The sequence below is a fragment of the Endozoicomonas sp. GU-1 genome, from assembly GCF_027366395.1.
In the GTDB taxonomy this organism is placed as follows: Bacteria; Pseudomonadota; Gammaproteobacteria; order Pseudomonadales; family Endozoicomonadaceae; genus Endozoicomonas.
Window position 1 is genome coordinate 445948 of sequence record NZ_CP114771.1, and the last position, 16651, is coordinate 462598.

Consider the following 16651-nt stretch of genomic DNA (forward strand, 5'->3'; position numbering starts at 1 on the left):
TTCAATAATTCGATGTATCAAGCCAATCAATTTCCTTCATATGATGCTTCTTTTTTTTATCTTTGGTCCAGCGCATTAGGTTTAGTAGATCAAGAACGGCAATTTGGTGCCACCGAACAACAGGCTGTTTATCAAGGCATACCGGTTCGAGTGCTGAACCCTGTTTCTATTTACAATAGCGGACCAGATACATATCAAAATGAAGCTGATCATTCTAATTCATTAATTAAATATAATATCGAATCTCTGACAAACTTCGATGCAGAAAACGCTTCTGGAGCAGATATTCAAGAGATACCACAATCCATTCTTGATGAATATGTTCCTTACCAGGATGATTATGAACACGTTAAAAATCCATTATTACCAACACCAGGTACTCCCTTTCAGCAGCTAATATCGTGGGATGAGCTTTAAATTAGAGAGCAAACACCAGCGAATCATACAAGTTCAGGTTTACAGTTAACTAATCTTCCTGCCGGAATTCATAGTTCACAAGATTTACGGCCAGTTGCTGTTGTTAATCCGTTATACATGCACCAGGCTACACGTGATAACCAGACAACCCAGGCAGAAGTTAATGTTGATGGCCGTTCTTCACTTGCCGAGCGCAAAAGAGAGCGCCAAAGGGAGCTTCGCAAAGATCCCGCTTACGTCGAGGGACAAAAGATCTATAAAAAGATCTACCAAAGAATCAAAATACGAACCTCCAACAAGGAAGAAGCTAGAGAGCAGGCTGTGATCGCCAGAGCACGTTATCTTCAGTCATGCCATTCAGCTAATGAAGTTGTTTAATGACTTGGGCACCTCATTAAGCACAATAGTACCATTGATAACGAGGTAGAAAGTGACAAAGCAGCGTAAGAATTATTCTCCGGAATTTAAGCGTAAAGCCATTGCTATTGTGGTTGAGCAGGCCAGGTGCAGGACAAAAAACATTGATCAAAGCACCTGTTTTATCCGGGCAAATTTCACTAACGTGGCGATCAGTGCATTGTTAAAATCATGCCCCACATGCATACGTTGCAGGGCCAAATGATGGGTGACAATGGATGAGCCGTCCAGGCAATCATGAATATATTCAACCAATGCATCCACTGAGGGGTTAGTTGCCGCCAGTAGTGCCATCCTTTCCAGGGTGCCGAGGCGCTTTTGCACCCCTTTGTTCAGCAGGCTCCGGACGGTGACGGCAGAAACGGCCTGATGCTGTTGGTCATTGATAAATCGCAAGTCGGCCAGGGCTGTTTTATGGTCATTCAGATAGTCCATCGCCTCCTGATAATGCCCGTGGCAAATCAGTGAATAGACCGCTTGCAAAAGCTGCTGTTCCGTTTCGTTTATCCTGAGTTTATAGGAAAGAGCCTCAATTTTCAGCGCCTCAAGGGGATACCCCATATCCTGTGGAATCGGGGTTTCACCATCAGGCAGGGTAGACAAATAGGGGTGGCCTGTTTGCAAAAGAAAGGATGTGGTATTGGCTCCCTCGGTCAATGCAGGCAGATCGGAAGCCGTGATCAGATGATGAAACACCGGTTTTGGCAGGTCTGGCAGCAAACAGATGGCAACGGCTTTATGTTTGCTGAACTGTCCCAGCTGTGCCTCAGCCTCTTCCGACTCAGCATCAATAATCACCAGTGTTTTGGCCATGCCCAGGTTCTCAGGCAATTCGTTGGGTATCTGGGATTTACCCGTCAAAATCAGCGTGGGTTTGCTCTCTTGGGTGACTTTTTGCAAGGCATCGATCCATCGACCTAGCAGCTGTTCTCTTCTGGGTATAACGTCCTGATGCTTCAACCCATAAATGACACTCAAATGGATATGCCCTTGCCGGCACAAAGTACAGATTCTGCCCAGGGTTTTCGCCTGTAAGGGACTGTTTATGGGTGAGGCATTCAAGGCTTCTCTGATCCACTGTCGTTCATCCCGGTCGCATGTAAAAGTTCTGATGGTGCCAGGCTCCGGAAGCAGGCTGTTGGGAGGCAGGTGCAGGGGGATTTTTCGCAGGTTCAAACCATCAAAATCAGTGTACAACACCCGACCATCCGGTGATGTACTGTCAAATCGGTAGGGTTTTACCACCATGTAATGATCGCAATGGACAGTGTGTTGCTGGTGTTTTTCGGGCAGATCCAGAAATGAAAACACCACAGCAGGTTCTGGTACTCCATCATCGCACTGTACGATGGATAGTGTACTTTGCCCCGTACGGAAACATTGCGGGAGGCGTCTGTCAGGATCAAAGCCGGGCAATAACAGCGCCAGCTTATTGAGTTCCACCCGCTTTAATCGTTCTGTTTTCAGCCCTTCAGCAGATTCCGGGTCGGCATTATTGTCTGATTGACCGGTTGCTCCCCATTGCCGGGTAGCGGTGGGTTGATGCCATGGGGGCGATAATCGCAGTTGAATTTTTGGAGCGCCCAATCCAACCAGCTGGTTGACCAGTTGTACGCTGACATTTTCATCACCCAGAGCGATAAAACTGTGCTCTTGCTCCCTCTTCATGCAGAAAAAGGTGCCATACACCCCCACCTCTACAAGCCCCTGAAGCACCTGTTTTGCCCTATGGCGTAATGCCCGGCTAGCGGATGAAACCGTCGACGATAAATCCATGGCCTGAATGAATGCACTGCCCGAAGGATTGTCTTTTTGGGCAAATAGGAGTTGTTCCTGAGTAACTTCCGCTTTTTGCCCCGCAGACACGGAGTCACAGAGGCAAAGATTTTTTCTTTTCTCCGTTTCTCCGTGACTCTGTGGCAAGGTTTTTTCTTTGCTGGCCAACATCGGAAGTGTGGCAGTTACTTCAGGACAGTTCCATAGAGGGGCAAACAGCTCCCCGACAGGTGAGAACCGGAATGTCCCGGAACCTGTTTTTGAGATGGCTGTTTCTTTATTCGGCCTATAAGCAATAACAGGCCTGAAGGCTGGCAAAACCGATGTTCTTAACTGTTGGATTCTTTTTTCACATTGGGCATCGGTGCTGTGTAAATTGAGAAAGAACAGTAGGTGATTCAGTCTCTCACGGACACAGGGCTTCTCTATGGCAACTTTGAGAAATGCCAGCTGCGCCCGCTCTGACGCCTGGGTAAATTCCAGGCAGTGCAGCGGCGTTTTATGACTGTTATCCATGGTTATCAAGGTTTCTGGTACACAGTTCATCATCTTGATGCTGCTGCTGATGTACCCCCGTAGAACAGCGATATGCAGCGGTAACAATCCTTCTTTATTTTGTTCGAGCAAAGATTGTGCACCGGCACCGGAGGCAATGATCACATCAAGACTTCCGGATGTTTTAGCCCGTGCTGCATGGTGTAATACCGTGTCGCCATTATGATCTTTTGTACACAATGCATGTTTACCTTGCTCAGTGTTGAGCGCTTTACGGAGCAACAGGGTATAATCTGACGCTCCCATCCGATGAACCAGTGTCTTGCCTTCTTCGTCTGCCAACAAAAGACAGGCCGGATACTGCTCAATAAGCGACGGATGCCGGGCAACCAGACGCAGTAACTGTTCCGGATTTTTTCCCTCAATGGCCCGCTCAAAGGCCGCCGTAATGGGATGTTCAACACAGGGTAATTTCCGGACAGTTCGCTCAAGAGTGGCGGTTGTGATGAGAGGGCGCTCTGTTACTGGGCAATGGCTGGTACCAACACTAATACGAGAATTTACTGCAACCACGGTATCGGGATTAGCGATATGAGACGGGGCAGGGGACTCCAGTTTCCCATGATTCGCAGAGGCAGATGATCTATCTGAATAAACTGGCTGGCATGGTGGAATCATATATCGATTATCCAGGGTATTATGAGTTTTTATTACTTTTGGTCAGATAAATCGTTGTGTTTACTTGGCTATTAAATCTCCGTACCCCCAAATCAGGGTACCGATGATACTTGCCAGCAGGATCACCCAGTCGCACTCACTGGCTGTTCTTTTTACTTTCCTTTCGGTGATGCTGGCATTGCCGATCTGTTCAGCAAGGTCCTTTAATTTCACGTCCCCTTCCCGGGGTAATTTATGGTTGGGTGCTTCAATCATCAGCTCACGGCTTGGCAGTTTTTCACTTCTTTTTCTCAGGGTAATAAATGTCACCAACATGGCCCAGCAGACGACGACGGACCCTGATCGCTGGAAAAGTGCCTGATCGTCATCGCGGGTTATGTCTGAAATCAGCGAAGCGGTCACTGTTGTTGCGGTGGCCAGCGTGCTGAGGATAAAGGTGCTATTCCACTTTTTATTGCGTTCCCACCAGTTATTATGTTTCAGGCAGGCAGGTTCTGCGCCGTCACGAGATAATGCGTCGTTTTCCGGCCTTAAGGTGTGCATATTGATAATGTAGGCATCCCGATTATCCTGCCGGGATGAAGATGATGGACCCGGGAGAGTTGCAGTCAGCCGATTCTGGCGCACAGCACTTTTATCATCCGCCATTTTTGACTGGGTTGAGGTTAAGCAGGAAAGGGAGGCAACGTGTTCTTTTCTTGCGGCAAAAGTTCGGTCATTAATCAATGCATGGCCAGGATCTACGGTTTCATCTTCTACTCTGAACGTTGACATGTTAACCGGTTCAAGAAGCTCTCTGGTATTTCTGCCATGGAACAGAGAATTTTTTGAACTTCGTGTTTTTGGGGCTTGATGCCGACTGTCATCAAGTTGGCCGGTGTTTATATCATACGCAGGTCTGCTGATCGGTGTACTCATCATTATCCCCCTGGGCTAACCTATAAGTCGCGGAACTGGATAGAGACCTGCTAAGTGTAATTGCTTGTTGAGGACTGGTTTTCAGTTATGCAGATTTTTTTACTCAGGCAGCAAGTTCGCCATTATCAAAAACCACCATGTCGCCGGGCTGAATTGGCTGCCAGGTCTCATTAATGGTTAACGGGTCAGTGGCTATTATAGAAACGATGTCGTTTTCTGTGGTTTCCCTGGCAAAATCTACCGTAATGTCGTCATCTTTGAGACTGGCCTGATTAAACGGCGCTCTGCGGGTTATCCAGTGCAACCGGGTACTGCAGTAGCAATAGAGATAGCGGGAGTCGGTCAGCAACATATTAAAAACACCCAGCCCACGCAGTTCGTCACAGAGCTGGCGGATGAAACGTTGCAGTGTACTTACCCTTTTGGGTGGTTTGGGGAAGCGCTCACGCACCTGGTCCATGATCCAGCAAAAAGCGTACTCACTGTCCGTGGTTCCCACCGGCAAGTAGTGTTTCAGGGGGAATTTCCTGATGCCTTTCAATTGGCCGTTGTGAGCAAAGGTCCAGTGTCTGCCCCAGAGTTCCCGGGTAAAAGGGTGGGTGTTTTCCAGGGCAATTCTGCCTGCGTTTGCCTGGCGGATATGACTGACCACGATGGTGCTTTTGATCGGGTAGCGGCAGACCAGGTTGGCAATTTCAGAATCACAGCTTGGGTTGGGGTCACGGAATTCCCGTAACCCTTTGCCTTCATAGAACGCGATTCCCCAGCCATCACTGTGGGGGCCGGTTTTGCCCCCGCGCTGCATCAGGCCACGGAAGCTGAACACAATATCCGTAGGCGTGTTGGCGCTCATTCCAAGAAGTTCACACATTAGTTGATAAATCGCGGTTAAGTTCAGGATTTCTGGTTTGAAGCAGGGCCCAGGGCGGGTTCTTTGCGTTGATGTTGAGCGTGGCTTGTGCGGGGCTTTTGCTTTTTGTCAGAAACTGCTTTTTTTGCCTTGCCGACCGGTAATAACACGCCTGCAATCGCTGCAACACCTGCGGCAATTGCCACAGTCCGACCCGTTCGCCACATGGTGTCAACTCCCAGGCTAAGGCCATCATAAAGACTGATAAGGAAGGCCGGGCCAAGATAGCTCTGCTCGGGGTGAACAGTACCGGGCAGGAAAAACAGCACAGCAAAAGCCAGCATCAGAGGCCGCTTTAGCCGCGGATGCCAACTACCAACAATAAACCACAGGCTCAGCAGGCAGCCGAAAGCTCCTGCCAGGTAAACTGCCCAGCCCCAAAAATACTGCAATTCCGTCATTGACTCTCCAACAACCGCCATTGAACCAATGGCGGTTAATGTTATTTACCGCCATCCTTTGGTGTTGTCAGGAGGTGGCGCTGGTAGGTAGTTAACCAAATAACCGACAAGGAGCATTTTGCATCAATTAACCACCATATGAAAACAGCCGCTGATGATAAAATGAAATTTAATCAACTAAGACCGAAAGAGGGTTGAAATCTCCACCACTGCCCATATCTCCTGACTATCAAAATACTCAATGTGTTGATCAACCGGAATTGAGGTTCTAATGGCAGTCGAAACGAAAAAAGAAACGCTGGGCTTTCAGACTGAAGTGAAACAGCTTCTGCACCTGATGATTCACTCTCTCTATTCTAATCGGGAGATTTTTTTACGGGAGCTGATTTCCAACGCTTCCGATGCCGCAGACAAGCTGCGTTACCTGGCACTCAAGAACAGTGAGTTGCTGGAAAGTGACCCAAATCTTGACGTCAGGGTGGATTACGATAAGGACGCCAACACCGTCACCATCGCCGATAATGGCATTGGCATGAACCGTGACGATGTGATTACCCATCTGGGTACCATCGCCAAATCCGGTACTTCGGACTTCCTGAAAACACTGACCGGTGACCAGAAGAAAGATTCTCAGCTGATCGGTCAGTTTGGTGTCGGTTTCTATTCCGCATTTATTGTTGCAGACAAAGTGACCGTTGAAACCCGCAAGGTAGACACAGAAGAAGCCGTGCGCTGGGTGTCTGATGGTTCCGGTGAGTTTACCGTTGAGCCCATAACGAAGGACAAACGGGGTACCACCATTATTCTGCACCTGAAGCCTGAGGCTGAAGAGTATGCGGATGGCTGGCGCCTGCGTAATATCATCCGCAAATACTCTGACCATATCTCCATGCCAATCCTGATGCGCAAGGAAGAGATGCCAGCGACAGAGGAAGAAAACGAAGAAGAGAAAGACAAAGACAAAGCGCCCGAGTGGGAAACGGTGAATACGGCGAAAGCCCTGTGGACCCGTTCCCGCAGCGACATCTCTGATGAAGAGTATAAAGAGTTTTACAAACACATCAGTCATGACCATACCGACCCGCTGAAGTGGAGCCACAACCGGGTAGAAGGCAAGCTGGAATACAACAGCTTGCTTTATATTCCTGCCAAAGCTCCCTTTGACCTGTATAACCGCGATATGCAGAAAGGGTTGAAACTCTACGTTCAGCGTGTCTTTATCATGGATCAGGCAGAGGAATTCCTGCCCATGTACCTGCGCTTTATCAAGGGTGTGGTGGACTCTAACGATCTGTCCCTGAACGTTTCCCGGGAGATCCTGCAGAAAGACCCGGCCGTTGACAGCATGAAAACCGCGCTGACCAAACGTGTGCTGGATATGCTGGAGAAACTGGCTAAGAAAGAGCCTGAACAATACGCCAGTTTCTGGCAAGAGTTTGGCCAGGTGCTCAAAGAAGGGCCAGCGGAAGACTATGCCAACCGTGAGCGTATTGCCAAACTTCTGCGCTTCTCATCCACTGAGAGCCAGGGAATTGAGCAGGATCAATCTCTGGAAGGCTATGTTTCCCGGATGCAGGAAGGTCAGGACAAGATCTACTACATTACCGCAGAGACGCCCAAAGCGGCGGCCAACAGCCCACATCTGGAGGTATTCCGCAAGAAAGGGCTGGAAGTTCTGCTGCTTTCTGACCGCGTCGATGAGTGGCTGATGTCCCACCTGTTTGAGTTTGACGGCAAAGCGTTCGTGGATATTGGCCGTGGTGATCTCGATCTGGGTAAGCTGGACTCCGAAGAAGAGAAGCAGGCCCAGGAAGAGGCGGCTAAAGAGAATGAAGATCTGGTCAAGCGCATCAGTGATGTGCTGGGTGCTGATGTCGAATCGGTTCGGGTGACCCATCGTTTGACGGACTCTCCAGCCTGTCTGGTGGTTGGGCAGAACGATATGGGGATGCAGATGCGCCGCATTATGGAAGCTGCCGGCCAGAGCATGCCAGAATCCAAACCGATCTTTGAGATTAACCCGGAACACCCATTGATTGGCCGACTGGATAAAGAAGCGGATGAAGATCGCTTTGCCGACCTGACCCGGGTGGTATTTGATCAGGCCAGCCTGGCGGCGGGTGGTCAACTGGACGATCCGGCGGCTTATGTTCAGCGTCTTAACAAGCTGTTGCTGGAAATGGCTGTCTGAAAATAGTGGGTTAAACAGCAAAAAGGCGAAGTGATGACTTCGCCTTTTTGCTATCAAACGGATGACATATTAACAATTTTAATGGGTCATCTCTGCCTGAATTGTCAAGATTCCAAATTCCTCCCAGTCCTCTTCAACTTGATACTTTCGAGTACATGCTGAGACATTTGAAATTGTTGAGGTGGGGATAATTTAGATCCCTTAACCACTGGTTTTGGTGCTATTGGCGGTTTTTTGTCGTTTTTCATCACCTTCTTACCCGATAAAACAGCAGGAAGAGGTGGAGGGGGAGGAATTATACCCGGACCCACAGGAACCGTTTCAATTTGCTTTGGTGCAACCCTGACAGGTTCCACGGGCTGGGATTCCGGCTTTCGTGGTTTGGACTCCAGGACTCTTTCCGTTCCTTCTGTTTCTTTTCTGCGTTCTTTCAGTCTCTCAAACAATTCTTCTATAAATTCTTTATTTGATTTTTCATGTTTTTTATTCTTTCCCTTTTGTTCAGCACTGATGTTGCGTTTGATTTGCGCCCATGTGTCAGGTTGTTTCATTATTGGTGGCGGCGGCGGTGCAGCGGGAGGGGTTGCTGGTTTTTTGACAGAAAGTGCAATATTCGACATGCTTTTATACGTTCGTGAGTCACTGCCGAGTTCGGAAATATTTGAACTGGCAGGCATATAAGTAGTTTCTGCACAACAAGTTATTAAATGATTCTTAAAGCTTCCTGTTTCAGGTTTATTAGAATTTTCATTTTCTGAATTATTCGCAATATGTAAAGCCTGGGCTATTTTCGATGCAGTTATCATGGCAACTTCTCCGTTCGAGTACTTAAGCTCTTCCATGGTTGGTTGTTTTTATTGCGCCAATTTCTAATTCATTTAATTATTGTCTTTTTAATGATTATATAAATAAAACTTTTGGATAAGAAGGTGATTTACGATAGATATCCTGGCCCGGAAACATCAGAATTAACTTCTTGCTAATGCCCTGAGCCCAGTGCTGTTACACTTCCTGCCTTGGGGGCGGATCCGGTAAATTTCCAGCAGCAGCGGTTATTTGCGATGATGATGAACTGTAATTCATTGATATGCAGGAAGTTTCAGACCGAATCCGGCTTTTTTGGCAAAGTCGTTGCCTTTTATGTCGATAAGTTGCTCTATCAGGGCAACTAAACTTTACAGGCAATGAAACCACTCAATCTTTCTGCCTCAACTCCTTCCACTATCACCTCTGAAAAGGAGGGAATTCATGCCCATACCGACCAGGCTGACCGGCAGGACACGAATACAACCAAAACCCCACCTGTCGCCAAACACATCCCCACCGGCGAAAATGACGTGGGCTATGAAAGTCGCAGCACCTCCTTGTCCAGTCGCTCCGGGTCATCAATCGAAGATACCGGAATACTGCTGACCCCATGCTCTGAGGTTTCGGAAGATTCAGTTTTCTGGGAAAACAGTGACCACTCGGTACTGAGTGAACAGGCTTCAATCACTAAAACACTTGGACACGGTGCCACGGCGATTGTTGACCTGGTGGAACAAACTGATGCACATGGCAACTGTGAAAGGTTTGCCCTGAAAAGGCCAATAACAAACTCCCGTCACGAAGCGGCTATAGAGTCTCTCAATCGGGAAGCAGAAATAATGAAAAAAGCAGGCGGCCATCCAAACATTGTAAATTGCTATGGGTTTGAGGAGGTCGATAACCGGTCAGGATTACTTTTTGAGTTCATAGACGGGCAAAATCTGCAAACGCTGACCATCACACTCATACACCAACTGAAAACAGGAATTATCACGCCTGACGCGTTTTTTAATGCCTGTGCCCATCTGCACGAGCAGCAACTGTTTGCCCTGGCGCATCTTGAAAAACAAGGCATTGTTCACTCTGATGTTAAACCATTTAACTGTATGTTTGACCAGAATACCCAAAGCGTTAAACAGCTGGACTTCGGGCAAGCTGCAGTAGCCGGAGAAAATTCGCATTTTGGCAGTGAGGATTTCGCCGCACCGGATACGTTCAAATTACTGCAAGACCTGAACGCACATATCCCGGCAAAAACAGCAGACGATGCGTTTGCTTATGGTCAAAGTCTCTACAGAGTTCTGAAAGAGCTGGAAACCGGAACAGCTGCCAGCTTCTGTCACGATGCCGAACTATGCACCTTTTTTCCCTCAGAGCGTCAAGCCCGGGCTTTGGCACTTTCCCACGCCATGCACAGATACGAAACCGTAAAGCCCGATAACACTTACCATAAGGCCATACCTGATGATAAAAAAAGCCTGGAGCAACTGTGCTTGAGAGTAGCTTCGGCAATCCATCCAAATATCCAGGATTTCAATACACTGACCCAAACGGCTGAGGCCTTAAAAAGCTACCTTGAGCCGATGGTTTGCTTAATCAATGATCTTTTACACCCAAACCCGTTATTACGCGTTCTCCCTTCCCAGGCATTGCATTATCAGTGGTTTGAAAAATGTATCTCCAGTGCTGAGAATGCGAAAAAGACCCAGGTTTTCGCGGTTAAAAACCGAGCGTGAACTAGGATACCATTCTGACGATTTTGATCGGTTGTGCCCTGGCATACACGGCCAGGCCACCCAATGAGGTTTCCCGGTATTTGGCCTGAAGATCCAACCCTGTCCGGTACATGGTTTCAATGCAGCTGTCCAGCGACACCGCATGGTCACCATCGCCACGCATGGCCAGACGGGATGCGGTGATGGCCTTGATGGCGGCCATGCCATTGCGCTCAATGCAGGGAATCTGCACTAAGCCTGCGATGGGGTCGCAGGTCATGCCCAGATGATGTTCCAGGCCGATTTCAGCCGCGTTCTCCACCTGTTCCATAGTTGCTCCCTGAACGGCGGCCAACGCTGCGGCAGCCATTGAGCATGCAGAGCCTACTTCAGCCTGACAGCCCGCTTCGGCTCCGGAAATCGACGCATTCATCTTGATCAGCGAGCCAATGGCAGCGGCTGTGGCAATAAAATCACGAATTCCCTGCTGATTATTTCGCGAGATAAAGCGGGTGTAATAGGCCAGTGTCGCCGGGATAACGCCCGCAGCACCGTTGGTCGGAGCCGTGACCACTCGGCCTCCGCAAGCGTTTTCTTCGTTAACGGCCATGGCAAACAGGGTTACCCAGTCCATGATGGCAAAGTGATCCATCAGCATGGCTTCAGGGTTGCTGGTCAGATTTTTATGCATATTCGCGGCACGGCGCTTCAGGCCACTGACCGGGAGGGTGCCTTCCATACGCAGGCCCCGCTCAATGCAGGCGTGCATGACTGTCCAAATGGCATCGATCTTGTCGTTTACCAGGCCCACATCACCCTGATGTCGGGCAACTTCATTATCAATGGTCAACTGCGCAATGGTCAGGTTGTGCTCATGGCACAGATCAAGAAGCTCGGCGGCCGTTCTGAAAGGATAGGGAATCTGACCGAAATCTTCAGCGCTGTTGGCCGCTTCTGGCTGATTGTACTCATCGGTACTGACCACAAACCCTCCACCAACAGAGAGATAAGACTTGTAATAAATCACTACACCATTGTTGTCGGAGGCGAAAATTCGCATGCCATTAGGGTGCTCAGGCAGTGTTTCGCCGTTATGGAAAATCAGGTGCGAATCGTAATCAAAGACAATGGGGTGTTTACCGGCCAGCTCAAGTACTTTATTGGTTTTGATATGTGCAAAAATCTGATCCGCTTCATCGGGATCAATAGTGTCCGGACGATAACCGGCCAGGCCGAGCAGAGTGGCCTTATCGGTGCCATGGCCAACACCCGTCAGCGCCAGAGAGCCATAAAGACCAACTCGAATGGATGAGATACTGGACAGGATGCCTTTTTCTTCCAGCTCCTTCAGAAAGCGGTGTCCTGCCCACATTGGGCCTACCGTGTGCGAGCTGGATGGGCCAATGCCCGTTTTGAAAATATCAAAAATGCTGAGCATAGTGTTTACTGGCTCGGAAAAAGGTTAAAAAGAAAACGACGGATTTCTGATGGTTGTCAGGGTGTTGCTGCTGTGCAGCCCGTGGCTTTTTGAGGCACTTTTACCTGAAAAGTTCTTGTCCTGTCCTTGTCCTGTCCTATTGTGCCGTCATTTGTTCGGGACTGATATTGCGGCAGTGCTACCCGCTCCCCCGGTTTTCCGCATGATAATTGCGACTGTTCCGCAGCAATTTCAATTAAGCGACAGAATCTGGCAGATCAACAGAAGTGGAACTACCCTGTCTTCTAATTTATTGAAAATGACCAGCATGTTTCTGCCATGAAAGGGTTGTTATCTGTCGAGCAGTTTGATGCCTTTCTGGTGCCTCTGTCGGAGGAGTCACCGGGGGGGGAATACCTGAAAAGCAATCGTGAACTGTATCGTCCCCTTCGCAATGCCTACAACATTGCCCAGACCAGTCTGCAGAAACTCTCTCTGAATCCGGATCCCACAGAGCTGGATATTCTGGAAATCGAGAACCGGGAGAACTGGTTGCAATTGCGCACCCTGTTGCTGGACGTTCTGGAGAAATCTTCCCGGGACCTGGAGTGCCTGGCATGGCTGGCCATGGCTCAGCTGTTTACCAGCCGTCCCTTTGCGCAACTGGCCCTGGTGATTCAGCTGATTGACCTCTGTATCAATCAATTTGGCGAGCAGATACAGCCTTTTCTGCCGGTGGAAAAGCTTCGCTCAGCAGACCCGGATAACGCCGGTATGGAGCGGGCTGAGGTTCAGGGGCGGGCCCTGAAGCTGCTGTTCGGTGAATCAGAGGACAGTTGCCAGATTGCCGTGCCCCTGCGCATGTTGCCCCTGGTCAGCGATATTGACTACGTTTGCTACCAGCGTGAAGAGGCCAGCCGCAATGAGCTGAAGCAGAAGGTTAAGATAGCGTTTTCATCTTCCCAGCAAAACGACACAGACGACATTAACGTTGTTGTTACGCAAATAAACGACATTCAGGATGTTCTTGATGGACTTGATGCCCTGGATAAGACACTGCTAGAGCATTTCAAAAAAATAAATATGCCCGCGCCGGGTAGCCGGTTTCTGCGTCAGGCCCTGGAGGCCAACCTGCAGGCCATTGCTGACCTGACCGAGGGGTTGATTACCCCCTGGCCACCGGATGTTCGCAAGGCTGCCCGGGATAATCACGGTATCGCAGATTTCCCCCGGGACATTGCCGAGCCAGACGCAAGTGTGCAGGCAACTGTCGTCCAGAATGAAACAGACAACGCTGGCGAGCAGCAGGCCGCCGGGACTGATCCATCGTTTAACCGCAACCAGGCATTCCAGCAGCTCAGGCTGTTGTCCGATTATTTTCAGCGTACCGAACCTCAGAGTCCGGTGTCGTATTTACTGGAGAAAGCGATCCGCTGGGGCTATACGCCGTTGCCTGAATTAATGAATGAGCTGCTGCAGGATAACAATAACCTTATGGGCCGGATTATGGAGTTAACCGGCATGAATACCAGCCATCAGGTCCCCATTCCCGGCCCCGGTGTAGCGGGACTCAGCCATATTCCTGCGATCCTGACCGAATCACTGGCCCCTGAGCAGGCCGCTGCGGAGCCTGAACCTCCGACATCACCACCTGACTATGCAGACAACGTAAGTCGTCAACAAGAGGTTATTACTGAACCTGTCCCTTCCGTTTCCGATCCTCCCGGAGGGCTCAATATCAGTAATCTGGATGACCTTGTGTAACCAGCACCGTTTCTGAGGAAAAAGTTATGGCCAATATGTACATGAAGCTGGGCGAAGCCACGAGTAAAGGTGATGCTACGGCTGAATATACCGGTGGAGACAGTGTCGGTGGCAAGGGCTGGTTTGCCATTCGCTCCTTCAATTGGGGTGCCGCCCGGTCGGTGAGTATGGATATTGGCAATGGTATGAATCGTGATGCCGGCATGGTGGCCATGAGTGAAATCACCGTCAGCAAGGAGATGGATGGTGCCTCGGAAAATATTCTTTCACGGATGTATGTGCCCGGGGATACAGGCGACACCGTTGATATTATTGTGACCAAGCCTGATCGCTCCGGTCAGGGGGCACAGGTTTACCTGCAGCTGCAGTTAACCAATGCCCGGATTGTCAATTACAGCCTCAGTGCGTCCGACGGTGCTACCCCGTTCGAGAAGCATTGCCCTGGCCTACAGCAAGGTCAAGGTGAAACACTGGAATGAAGGCGCAGGCGGTAAGCTGGAGCCCGGTGGCGATGTCACCTACGACCTGCCTACCGGCAAGGCAGAATCCCATTCCAGTAAAGGTTAAGGTCAGTTGAGGCATAAGGGGCAAAGAGTATGGCGTTGAATACACAGCATAAACGCATCAGTAAAAACCGGGTCAGCATTACCTACGATGTGGAAACCAACGGTGCCCTGGAAAAACGGGAGCTGCCTTTTGTGGTCGGGGTCATTGGTGAGTTTTCCGGCGATAAGCCGGACAGCCACAAGGAAGAAGTGGACTTCCGGAACTTCACTGATATCGATCAGGATAACTTTGACGCGGTCATGGCCACCATTGGTCCCCAGTTGAATTTGAAAGTGGCCAATAAACTGGCCAGTACCGGTGATGAAGGCAGTGAGGATGATGGTGAGTTTGCCGTCAACCTGTCGTTTGCCTCCATGAAAGACTTTGAGCCGGCCAATGTGGTCCAGCAGATTGAACCCCTGCGCAAACTGATGGCAGTACGGAATCAGCTGAGGGAGTTATTGGCCCATGCCGACCGTTCCCGGGATCTGGAGGCCCTGCTGAAGGAAGTGCTGCAAAGTACCGATGCCCTGACCGGGCTATCGGGCGAGCTGGGTATTGATGCTAATGACCTCGGAGCCTCTGGTGACGCCGGTGAGGGGCAGGATTGAACCTGTCACCGGCAATCAGGAAACAGGAAAATGTGACATTTTTTTCCTTTCCCATTGAGGTCTTTGTGATCTCTGTGGTGCAAAACATGGTGAACTGATATGAGCGATGAACAGGCTGAGGCGTCTGCCACTGAGGCAACCCCGGAACTGGCAGAAAGCTTTCTGGACCGGGCCATAGCCGCCACCGGGCAAACGGCACCGGATACCACCAGGAATCTGCTGGCTACCCTGACCCGCCAGGCCCTGGAAGGGACGGTGGTCTGGAGCAAAAACCTGACCAAAACCATTGAAGAGGCGGTGGCGGCCCTGGACGATAAGATATCCCGGCAACTCAGTGAGGTGCTGCATCAGGAGGGATTTCAGCAGCTGGAAGGCTCCTGGCGCGGTCTTAATAAGCTGATCCGTAACAGCGATCTGGGTTCCCGGTTGAAGGTCAGGGTGCTGGATATCACCCGGGATGAGTTACTGGAGCAGTTTGAAGAGGCCCCAGCTATTGACCGCAGTCGTCTGTTTAATATGGTTTATCAGCATGAGTTTGGTACCGCAGGGGGGGGAACCTTACGGTGTCCTGCTGGCTGACTATACCTTCAGCCACAATGATGAAGATGTCGCCTTGCTGCGCTACCTGGGGGTGGTGGCTGCCGCCTCCCATTCACCCTTAATTGCCGCCGCATCGCCCGGACTGTTTGAATTTGACGATATCCGCAAGCTGGGGGCAGGCAGGCCGGTGGCCGCAGGGTTTGATGCTTCTGCCTACGCCAGCTGGAATGCCTTCCGGGACAGCGATGATGCCCGTTATGTTGCCCTGACCATGCCCCGGACCCTGGCCCGTTTGCCCTATGGCGAGGCAGCCAGTCCGGTCAAGGGGTTTAACTTCGAGGAGTTTCCCAAAGGCCGGGATGGTGTACATCGGCCACGCTCCAACCGTGATTTCACCTGGAGTAATGCTGCCTATGATATGGGGCTGCTGATCAACAATGCCTTTACCGCTTTTGGCTGGTGCACTGCCATTCGCGGGTTGGAAAATGGCGGCAAGGTGGAGAACCTGCCCAATTACACCTATGTCTCTGAAGCCGGTGACCGGGTACAACAGTGTCCTACTGAAGTTAACCTGACCGATGAGCGGGAAAGGAGCTGTCGGACCTGGGGCTGCTGCCCATGGTGCATTACAAAAATGCCAACTACGCCGTGTTTATGGGCGCTCAGACCCTGAATCGGCCGAAGGAATATACCGATCCTGATGCCACGGCCAATGCGGCCATTTCGGCCCGGTTACCTTATATGATGGCCAGTTCCCGGATTGCCCACTATCTCAAGGTGATGGGCCGGGACAAAATCGGTTCGGCCATGGACCCGGTGGATGTGGAGAAAGACCTGTCCACCTGGATCGGTCTCTACACCAACCCCAATGCTGTGGGTAATGAAGCCCGGGCCAGAACACCGCTGCGGGAAGCCAGAATAATGGTACAGGAACAGGCTGGCCGCCCCGGCTGTTATTCCGCCATCGCCTGGTTGCGCCCCTGGTTGCAGATGGAAGAGCTGACCACCTCTTTGCGGATGGTGGCCAATATTCCAGGTTAAGAAAGAT

At 50.3% G+C, this 16651-nt stretch carries 16 protein-coding genes; 10 read left to right on the forward strand and 6 right to left on the reverse strand.

The window, feature by feature from the left end:
- The first annotated feature begins 12 nt into the window (after positions 1 to 12).
- Together O3276_RS02050 and O3276_RS02055 are read left to right on the forward strand one after the other, a co-directional pair.
- Positions 13 to 417 carry a hypothetical protein gene (locus O3276_RS02050; RefSeq protein ID WP_269674140.1) on the forward strand — a complete coding sequence of 135 codons (405 nt, stop codon included), beginning with the start codon at positions 13 to 15 and terminating at the stop codon, positions 415 to 417.
- Between the two features lie 117 nt (positions 418 to 534).
- Complete coding sequence (locus O3276_RS02055) at positions 535 to 795, forward strand: hypothetical protein (RefSeq protein WP_269674141.1); 261 nt, start codon at positions 535 to 537, stop codon at positions 793 to 795.
- 147 nt (positions 796 to 942) lie between these two features.
- On the opposite strand, the gene O3276_RS02060 is transcribed toward O3276_RS02055, so the two are convergent.
- From O3276_RS02060 to O3276_RS02075, 4 genes are all read right to left on the reverse strand, one after another.
- Entirely contained in the window at positions 943 to 3783 is a 2841-nt protein-coding gene (locus O3276_RS02060) for an ankyrin repeat domain-containing protein (protein WP_269674142.1), read from the reverse strand.
- A 60-nt stretch (positions 3784 to 3843) separates the two neighbouring features.
- Entirely contained in the window at positions 3844 to 4557 is a 714-nt protein-coding gene (locus O3276_RS02065; RefSeq protein ID WP_269674143.1) for a hypothetical protein, read from the reverse strand.
- 247 nt (positions 4558 to 4804) lie between these two features.
- Entirely contained in the window at positions 4805 to 5572 is a 768-nt protein-coding gene (locus O3276_RS02070; protein ID WP_269674144.1) for a class II glutamine amidotransferase, read from the reverse strand.
- Positions 5573 to 5595: 23 nt separating this feature from the next.
- The gene (locus O3276_RS02075; RefSeq protein ID WP_269674145.1) at positions 5596 to 6012 is read right to left on the reverse strand and encodes a hypothetical protein; all 417 of its coding nucleotides are present in this window, start codon (positions 6010 to 6012) and stop codon (positions 5596 to 5598) included.
- 271 nt (positions 6013 to 6283) lie between these two features.
- Here O3276_RS02075 and htpG point away from each other — a divergent pair, with 271 nt between their 5' ends.
- Entirely contained in the window at positions 6284 to 8203 is a 1920-nt protein-coding gene (gene htpG / locus O3276_RS02080; protein WP_269674146.1) for a molecular chaperone HtpG, read from the forward strand.
- Positions 8204 to 8307: 104 nt separating this feature from the next.
- Here htpG and O3276_RS02085 read toward each other — a convergent pair whose 3' ends face one another.
- On the reverse strand, positions 8308 to 9045 hold the full coding sequence (locus O3276_RS02085; RefSeq protein ID WP_269674147.1) for a hypothetical protein: 738 nt from the start codon (positions 9043 to 9045) through the stop codon (positions 8308 to 8310).
- Between the two features lie 342 nt (positions 9046 to 9387).
- On the opposite strand from O3276_RS02085, the gene O3276_RS02090 reads away from it, so the two are divergent.
- The gene (locus O3276_RS02090) at positions 9388 to 10746 is read left to right on the forward strand and encodes a protein kinase domain-containing protein (RefSeq protein ID WP_269674148.1); all 1359 of its coding nucleotides are present in this window, start codon (positions 9388 to 9390) and stop codon (positions 10744 to 10746) included.
- Between the two features lies 1 nt (position 10747).
- On the opposite strand, the gene O3276_RS02095 is transcribed toward O3276_RS02090, so the two are convergent.
- Complete coding sequence (locus O3276_RS02095) at positions 10748 to 12163, reverse strand: L-serine ammonia-lyase (RefSeq protein ID WP_269674149.1); 1416 nt, start codon at positions 12161 to 12163, stop codon at positions 10748 to 10750.
- Between the two features lie 318 nt (positions 12164 to 12481).
- Between O3276_RS02095 and O3276_RS02100 the strand changes: the two genes are divergently transcribed.
- From O3276_RS02100 to O3276_RS25395, 6 genes are all read left to right on the forward strand, one after another.
- Positions 12482 to 13906 carry a type VI secretion system protein TssA gene (locus O3276_RS02100; protein WP_269674150.1) on the forward strand — a complete coding sequence of 475 codons (1425 nt, stop codon included), beginning with the start codon at positions 12482 to 12484 and terminating at the stop codon, positions 13904 to 13906.
- Between the two features lie 26 nt (positions 13907 to 13932).
- Complete coding sequence (locus O3276_RS02105) at positions 13933 to 14385, forward strand: type VI secretion system tube protein Hcp (RefSeq protein WP_269674151.1); 453 nt, start codon at positions 13933 to 13935, stop codon at positions 14383 to 14385.
- 117 nt (positions 14386 to 14502) lie between these two features.
- Positions 14503 to 15063, forward strand: coding sequence for a type VI secretion system contractile sheath small subunit (tssB, locus tag O3276_RS02110; protein WP_269674152.1), 561 nt, complete (start codon positions 14503 to 14505; stop codon positions 15061 to 15063).
- Positions 15064 to 15162: 99 nt separating this feature from the next.
- Positions 15163 to 15642, forward strand: coding sequence for a type VI secretion system contractile sheath domain-containing protein (locus O3276_RS25385; protein WP_332328172.1), 480 nt, complete (start codon positions 15163 to 15165; stop codon positions 15640 to 15642).
- Positions 15593 to 16276 carry a type VI secretion system contractile sheath domain-containing protein gene (locus O3276_RS25390; protein WP_332328173.1) on the forward strand — a complete coding sequence of 228 codons (684 nt, stop codon included), beginning with the start codon at positions 15593 to 15595 and terminating at the stop codon, positions 16274 to 16276. The genes O3276_RS25385 and O3276_RS25390 overlap by 50 nt, the downstream gene beginning before the upstream one ends.
- Positions 16222 to 16644, forward strand: a complete 423-nt coding sequence (locus O3276_RS25395) for a hypothetical protein (protein WP_332328174.1) — start codon at positions 16222 to 16224, stop codon at positions 16642 to 16644. The genes O3276_RS25390 and O3276_RS25395 overlap by 55 nt, the downstream gene beginning before the upstream one ends.
- Positions 16645 to 16651: the final 7 nt, after the last annotated feature.

Coding starts and splice junctions, on each gene's coding strand:
- O3276_RS02050 (WP_269674140.1), top strand. CDS start 13: ATGTATCAAGCCAATCAATTTCCTTCATATGATGCTTCTTTTTTTTAT.
- tssB (WP_269674152.1), top strand. CDS start 14,503: ATGGCGTTGAATACACAGCATAAACGCATCAGTAAAAACCGGGTCAGC.
- O3276_RS02095 (WP_269674149.1), bottom strand. CDS start 12,163: ATGCTCAGCATTTTTGATATTTTCAAAACGGGCATTGGCCCATCCAGC.
- O3276_RS02105 (WP_269674151.1), top strand. CDS start 13,933: ATGGCCAATATGTACATGAAGCTGGGCGAAGCCACGAGTAAAGGTGAT.
- O3276_RS02070 (WP_269674144.1), bottom strand. CDS start 5,572: ATGTGTGAACTTCTTGGAATGAGCGCCAACACGCCTACGGATATTGTG.
- O3276_RS02060 (WP_269674142.1), bottom strand. CDS start 3,783: ATGATTCCACCATGCCAGCCAGTTTATTCAGATAGATCATCTGCCTCT.
- O3276_RS02065 (WP_269674143.1), bottom strand. CDS start 4,557: ATGTCAACGTTCAGAGTAGAAGATGAAACCGTAGATCCTGGCCATGCA.
- O3276_RS02090 (WP_269674148.1), top strand. CDS start 9,388: ATGAAACCACTCAATCTTTCTGCCTCAACTCCTTCCACTATCACCTCT.
- O3276_RS02100 (WP_269674150.1), top strand. CDS start 12,482: ATGAAAGGGTTGTTATCTGTCGAGCAGTTTGATGCCTTTCTGGTGCCT.
- O3276_RS02055 (WP_269674141.1), top strand. CDS start 535: ATGCACCAGGCTACACGTGATAACCAGACAACCCAGGCAGAAGTTAAT.
- O3276_RS25385 (WP_332328172.1), top strand. CDS start 15,163: ATGAGCGATGAACAGGCTGAGGCGTCTGCCACTGAGGCAACCCCGGAA.
- O3276_RS02085 (WP_269674147.1), bottom strand. CDS start 9,045: ATGGAAGAGCTTAAGTACTCGAACGGAGAAGTTGCCATGATAACTGCA.
- O3276_RS25395 (WP_332328174.1), top strand. CDS start 16,222: ATGGTGCATTACAAAAATGCCAACTACGCCGTGTTTATGGGCGCTCAG.
- O3276_RS25390 (WP_332328173.1), top strand. CDS start 15,593: ATGAGTTTGGTACCGCAGGGGGGGGAACCTTACGGTGTCCTGCTGGCT.
- htpG (WP_269674146.1), top strand. CDS start 6,284: ATGGCAGTCGAAACGAAAAAAGAAACGCTGGGCTTTCAGACTGAAGTG.
- O3276_RS02075 (WP_269674145.1), bottom strand. CDS start 6,012: ATGACGGAATTGCAGTATTTTTGGGGCTGGGCAGTTTACCTGGCAGGA.